The following is a 5,867-nucleotide window of genomic DNA, read 5'->3' on the forward strand; positions in this document are numbered from 1 at the left end:
CTGGGCCGAGCGTATGGTCGGCCTTGACGGCGACCGGTTGGCGCTGGGGCAATCGACGTCGGCGCCGCTCGCAGCCCTCGAGCACCGGCTGGGCGACACGCCCGACGGCGGCATCGTCGAGACCCGCGCCCCGGCCGAGGCGATCGCGGGCGAGATCGGCCGCCGCATCGCGCAACGCGGCGGCGCCGCGCTGATCATCGATTACGGCGACTGGCGCAGCCGGGGCGACACGCTGCAGGCGGTCGCGGGCCACGCGCCGGCCGATCCCTTCGCAGCCCCCGGCGAGGCGGATCTCACCGCCCACGTGGACTTCGAAGCGCTAGCCCTTGCCGCCGCCCCGGCAAAGGCTTCGGCCTTGATCCCGCAAGGCGTGTTCCTCGAGCGGCTGGGCATCACCGACCGCGCGCGCAGCCTGGCCAAGGGACGCGACGGCGCGATGGTCGACGGCATCGCGGCCGCACATCGGCGGTTGACGCATCCCGACGAAATGGGTTCGGTGTTCAGGATTCTGGGGCTCTCCCCCGCCGACGCGCCCGCCTTGCCCGGACTGGATCCATGACGCTCGAGATCATCACGTCCCAAAGCCTGGACCCGTTCCGGCACGGGTTCTTCACGCGGCGCGGCGGCGCCTCGTCCGGGGTGTTCGCCGGGCTCAACTGCGGCGCGGGATCGTCCGACCAGTCCGAGATCGTCGCCATCAACCGCGCCCGCGCGGCCGAGGCGATCGGCGTCGCGCCCGAAAGACTCGTCGGGCCGCATCAGGTGCATTCCGCCGACGTGGTCACGGTGACCGAGACGCCGCTGGAACGCCCCCTGCCCCGCGCCGACGCGATGGTCACGCGCGCACCGGGCGTCGCGCTGTCTGTGCTGACCGCCGATTGCCAGCCCGTGCTGCTGGCCGACGCGCGGGCGGGCATCGTCGGAGCAGCACATGCCGGCTGGCGCGGAGCGCTGGACGGCGTTCTGGACGCGACGGTCGACGCGATGGTCGCGCTTGGCGCTGCGCGTTCCGACATCGTCGCAGTGATCGGGCCGACGATCAGCCAGGCCGCCTACGAGGTCGGGCCGGAATTCATCGAGACCTTCGTCGACGCCGACCCTGAAAACGCCCGGTTCTTCGCCAACGGCCCCGGCGACCGTTATCTGTTCGACCTCCCCGGCTACGGCGTGGCGCGGCTGCGCGCGGCCGGCGTCGCGGCGGAATGGACACGCCACTGCACCTACAGCGACGCCGCGCGCTTCTACTCGTACCGGCGCGCCACCCACGCACGCGAGGCCGATTACGGCCGCCTGATCTCGGCCATCCGGGTCTGACCCAGCGTCCCCGGAATGGCGCGCGAGCGTCACAAACCGGCCCGATTTCCTGTGCACTGTAAAGCCTGCCGCCCCCTTGTGGGCGTGGCAGCATTCATCGATCAGGTTCGCTCGCCAGTCGCGGCCATCTTCGCGGGCGGGCCGGACCCCGCGCCCGAACAGAAAAGGCCCGTCGACCGTGCCCAGCAGCAATTCCGTGATCGACACCGCCGCCGCGCAGCCGGCGGCCCCGCATGTCGGGTCGGGCGCGCAGCCCGCGCCGCGCCTGCCCACACGCCGGTTCGAGATCGCGGCCCTGATGCCAGACGGCGCGATCGAGCATCGCTCGGTCGCGGCACCCGCCGTGCCCGCAATCGAGGAGGCCGCGACCGCCTTCGCGCGCGGAACGCTGATGCCGACCCCACGGGGCGCCGTCGCGATCGAGGACCTGCTGCCCGGCGACCGCGTGATCACCGACGGCGGGGCGGCTGAAAGGGTGATCTGGATCGGCTCGACCCTGTTCGCGCGGCCGCGCAACCGCACCGCTGCGGGGATGATGCGCGTGATGAACCAGTTCGCGGGCGACGCCCTGCCCGAGCCGGATCTGCTAGTCGGCTCGGCGGCGCGCATGGTGGTGCGGCACGCGCGGCTCAAGCAGCTTCTGGGGCGCGATTCGGTGCTCGTGCCGCTGTCGGATTATGCGGACGGCGACCGGTTCGTGCCGGTCGCGCCTCACGGCCCGGTGCAGCTGTACCATGTCCTGCTTGCGCGGCACGGCCTGCTGCGCCTGGGTGGCATCACGCTGGAGACGTACCATCCGGGAACCGCGCTTGATGCGCTGGGACAGAACGGGTTGCGTGGCGCCTTCATGGCGCTGTTCCCGAACCTCGCCGATGCCGGCGCCTTCGGGCAGGTCGCGCTGTCGCGAACGTCTCGGCAGGCGCTGGAGCGTCTGATCGACGGCTGAGCGCTATTTGGCTCAGGCAGAGCGGCTCAGACGGTCCTCGAGCACGTCGAACGGCACGCCGGGCTCGTCCTTAGCACCACGGATCACCAGCGAGGTCTTCACGCTGGCGACGTTCGGCGTGGTCAGAAGCTCGTCGGTCAGGAAGGCCTGGAAGCTCGACAGGTCGGGCGCCACGCATTTCAGGATGAAATCCACCTCGCCGTTGAGCATGTGGCACTCGCGGACCAGCGGCCATTCGCGGCAGCGGTTCTCGAAGGCGCGCAGGTCGGCCTCGGCCTGGCTTTGCAACCCGACATTGGCGAAGACCTGCACCTCGAACCCCAGAGCGCGAGCGTCTACGTTGGCATGGTAGCCGCGGATCAGGCCCATCTCTTCCAGCACGCGCACCCGGCGCAGACAGGGCGGCGCCGAGATGCCGACGCGGCGTGCAAGCTCGACATTCGTCATCCGGCCGTCGGCCTGCAACTCGGACAGGATCTTCCTGTCGATCGGGTCCAACCGGTGCCCTGCCATTTCCGCCTCCATGAATTCGCGATTGTTATAGCATCAAGCGATGCAGGCGCAAGATTGTTTCAAATAAGCGCAAGATTATTCCGCTGGAATACGGATCAATCGTCGCGCCCCCGTGACGGATCGGCCCCTTTCGCCGGACCGGCCCGGCGGCTATATCCAACCCGACAGTGGAACCAGGAGGCGGAGCAATGTCCAAGACGCGCCACAGCAAGGTACTGATCATCGGCTCGGGCCCGGCGGGCTACACCGCAGGGATCTACGCCTCGCGCGCCATGCTCGAACCGGTGCTGGTCCAGGGCATCGAGCCGGGCGGCCAGCTGACCACCACCACCGAGGTCGAGAACTGGCCCGGCGACACCGAGGTGCAGGGCCCCGACCTGATGGTCCGGATGGAGGCCCACGCCAAGGCGATGGGCTGCGACATCGTCGGCGACATCATCGCCAAGGTCGACTTCGACAAGCGGCCCTTCGTGGCCCACGGCGACAGCGGCACGACCTACACGGCGGATTCCATCATCCTCGCCACCGGAGCGCGGGCGAAATGGCTTGGCCTGCCGTCCGAGGAAGCGTTCAAGGGCTTTGGCGTGTCGGCCTGCGCAACCTGCGACGGGTTCTTCTACCGCGGCAAGGAGATCGTCGTGATCGGCGGCGGCAACACCGCCGTGGAAGAGGCGCTGTTCCTGACGAACTTCGCCAGCAAGGTCACGCTCATCCACCGCCGTGACACGCTGCGCGCCGAGAAGATCCTGCAGAACCGCCTGTTCAAGCACCCGAAGGTCGAATGCCTCTGGGACCACGAACTCGACGAGGTGCTGGGCGACGACATGCCCAAGGGCGTGACCGGTGTGCGCGTGAAGAACGTCAAGACCGGCGATACGCAGGAGATCGCCTGCGCCGGCGTCTTCGTGGCGATCGGCCACGCGCCCGCGAACGAACTGGTCAAGGACGTGCTCGAGACGCACATGGGCGGCTACGTCGTGACCAAGCCCGACAGCACCGAGACCTCTATCCCCGGCGTCTTCGCGGCGGGCGACCTGACCGACCACAAGTACCGGCAGGCGGTGACCAGCGCCGGCATGGGCTGCATGGCCGCGCTCGAGGCCGAGCGCTGGCTGGCCGAGCAGGACCTGGATTCGGGAAAGGACGTCTCGGAACCGCTGGGCTACGGCGCAGAGGCCCCCGCCGCCGAGTGATCGCGCGGCCTTGATCCGGCGACTGCCGGGCTAACGCCCGCCGCGCCGGATCGGTTCCCTTTTCAGGCATGCATATGCTGCAACGCCGCATTTCGCTGCGCGCGGGGCTCATTTTCGTGGCCGGGCCTTGCCAGCGCACGAGGGCAAAGCTATGGCCGCATCAAAGCCCGAACCCGTTTTGTCCGATTGCAACCAAAGGTCTTGCCCATGTCGATGCCCGCGAACCTCGCCCCGCTTCCCGAGCTTTACGTCTCTTACGAGAGCGCACAGAAGCTCAAGGTCGAAGCAGGCAACCTGACCTCGCTCGACATGACGCCGCGACAGATCTGCGATCTCGAGCTGTTGATGAACGGCGGCTTCTACCCGCTCAAGGGCTTCCTGCCCGAGGCCGACTACGACAGCGTCGTCGAGAACATGCGCCTGTCCGACGGCACGCTGTGGCCAATGCCGATCACGCTGGACGTCAAGGAAGCCTTCGCCGAGACTATCGAGATCGGCCAGGACATCGCCCTGCGCGACCAGGAAGGCGTGATCCTCGCCACGATGACGGTCACCGACAAGTGGGTGCCGAACAAGGCGCGCGAGGCCGAGAAGGTCTTCGGTGCAGACGATTCCGCGCATCCGGCGGTCCACTACCTGCACAACCAGGCGGGCAAGGTTTACCTCGGCGGGCCGGTCACCGGCATCCAGCAGCCGGTGCATTATGATTTCCGCGCGCGCCGCGACACGCCGAACGAGCTGCGCGCCTTCTTCCGCAAGATGGGCTGGCGCAAGGTCGTGGCGTTCCAGACGCGCAACCCGCTGCACCGCGCGCACCAAGAGCTGACCTTCCGTGCGGCGCGCGAGGCCGAGGCGAACCTGCTGATCCACCCGGTCGTCGGCCTCACGAAGCCCGGCGACGTCGATCACTTCACCCGCGTGCGCTGCTACGAGGCGGTGCTGGACAAGTACCCGCAATCGACCACGACCATGTCGCTGCTGAACCTGGCCATGCGCATGGCCGGCCCGCGCGAGGCCGTCTGGCACGGGCTGATCCGCCGCAACCACGGTTGCACGCACATGATCGTCGGCCGCGACCATGCCGGCCCCGGCAAGAACAGCGCGGGCGAGGATTTCTACGGCCCCTATGACGCGCAGGAGCTGTTCCGCACGCACGAGGACGAGATCGGCCTGAAGATGGTCGACTTCAAGCACATGGTCTACGTGCAGGAGCGCGCCCAGTACGAGCCCGCCGACGAGATCGAGGACCGCGACACCGTCACGATCCTCAACATCTCGGGTACCGAGCTGCGCCGCCGCCTGCGCGAGGGCCTCGAGATCCCCGAGTGGTTCAGCTTCCCCGAGGTCGTGCAGGAGCTGCGCCGCACCTCTCCGCCGCGCGCCGAGCAGGGTTTCACCGTGTTCTTCACCGGCCTGTCGGGTTCGGGCAAGTCGACCATCGCCAACGCGCTGATGGTCAAGCTGATGGAAATGGGCGGTCGCCCCGTGACGCTGCTCGACGGCGACATCGTGCGCAAGAACCTCAGCTCGGAGCTCGGCTTCTCGAAAGAGCATCGCGACCTCAACATCCAGCGCATCGGCTACGTGGCGTCAGAGATCACCAAGAACGGCGGCATCGCGATCTGTGCGCCCATCGCGCCCTACGCGGCGACGCGCCGCAACGTGCGCGAGGGCATCGAGCAATACGGCGCCTTCGTCGAGGTGCACGTCGCCACCCCGCTCGAGGAATGCGAGCGCCGTGACCGCAAGGGCCTCTACAAGCTCGCCCGCGAGGGCAAGATCAAGGAATTCACCGGCATTTCGGACCCGTACGACGTTCCCGAGAACCCCGAGTTGCGCGTCGACACGGTGAACATCGACGTCGACAACTGCGCCCACCAGGTGATCCTGAAGCTGGAATC

General features: G+C 68.2%; 6 protein-coding genes. 5 read left to right on the forward strand and 1 reads right to left on the reverse strand.

The features are described from left to right. From ACFDTC_RS05305 to ACFDTC_RS05315, 3 genes are all read left to right on the forward strand, one after another. A partial coding sequence (locus ACFDTC_RS05305; protein WP_375257834.1) for an SAM-dependent methyltransferase occupies positions 1 to 559 on the forward strand: 559 nt, incomplete at its 5' end. Then, complete coding sequence (gene pgeF / locus ACFDTC_RS05310; RefSeq protein WP_375257835.1) at positions 556 to 1,314, forward strand: peptidoglycan editing factor PgeF; 759 nt, start codon at positions 556 to 558, stop codon at positions 1,312 to 1,314. The genes ACFDTC_RS05305 and pgeF, both read left to right, overlap by 4 nt. 178 nt (positions 1,315 to 1,492) lie before the next feature. Next, the gene (locus ACFDTC_RS05315) at positions 1,493 to 2,260 is read left to right on the forward strand and encodes a Hint domain-containing protein (RefSeq protein WP_375257836.1); all 768 of its coding nucleotides are present in this window, start codon (positions 1,493 to 1,495) and stop codon (positions 2,258 to 2,260) included. Positions 2,261 to 2,272: 12 nt separating this feature from the next. Here ACFDTC_RS05315 and ACFDTC_RS05320 read toward each other — a convergent pair whose 3' ends face one another. After that, positions 2,273 to 2,773: an Lrp/AsnC family transcriptional regulator gene (locus ACFDTC_RS05320; protein ID WP_375257837.1), complete on the reverse strand. Its 501-nt coding sequence runs from the start codon at positions 2,771 to 2,773 to the stop codon at positions 2,273 to 2,275. A gap of 188 nt (positions 2,774 to 2,961) precedes the next feature. On the opposite strand from ACFDTC_RS05320, the gene trxB reads away from it, so the two are divergent. Next, entirely contained in the window at positions 2,962 to 3,966 is a 1,005-nt protein-coding gene (gene trxB / locus ACFDTC_RS05325; RefSeq protein ID WP_375257838.1) for a thioredoxin-disulfide reductase, read from the forward strand. 207 nt (positions 3,967 to 4,173) lie between these two features. After that, positions 4,174 to 5,867 (forward strand): bifunctional sulfate adenylyltransferase/adenylylsulfate kinase (locus tag ACFDTC_RS05330; RefSeq protein WP_375257839.1); only part of this gene is annotated, 1,694 nt, incomplete at its 3' end.

Origin of the sequence: Citreimonas sp. (genome assembly GCF_042096055.1) — a bacterium.
Lineage (GTDB): Bacteria > Pseudomonadota > Alphaproteobacteria > Rhodobacterales > Rhodobacteraceae > Citreimonas.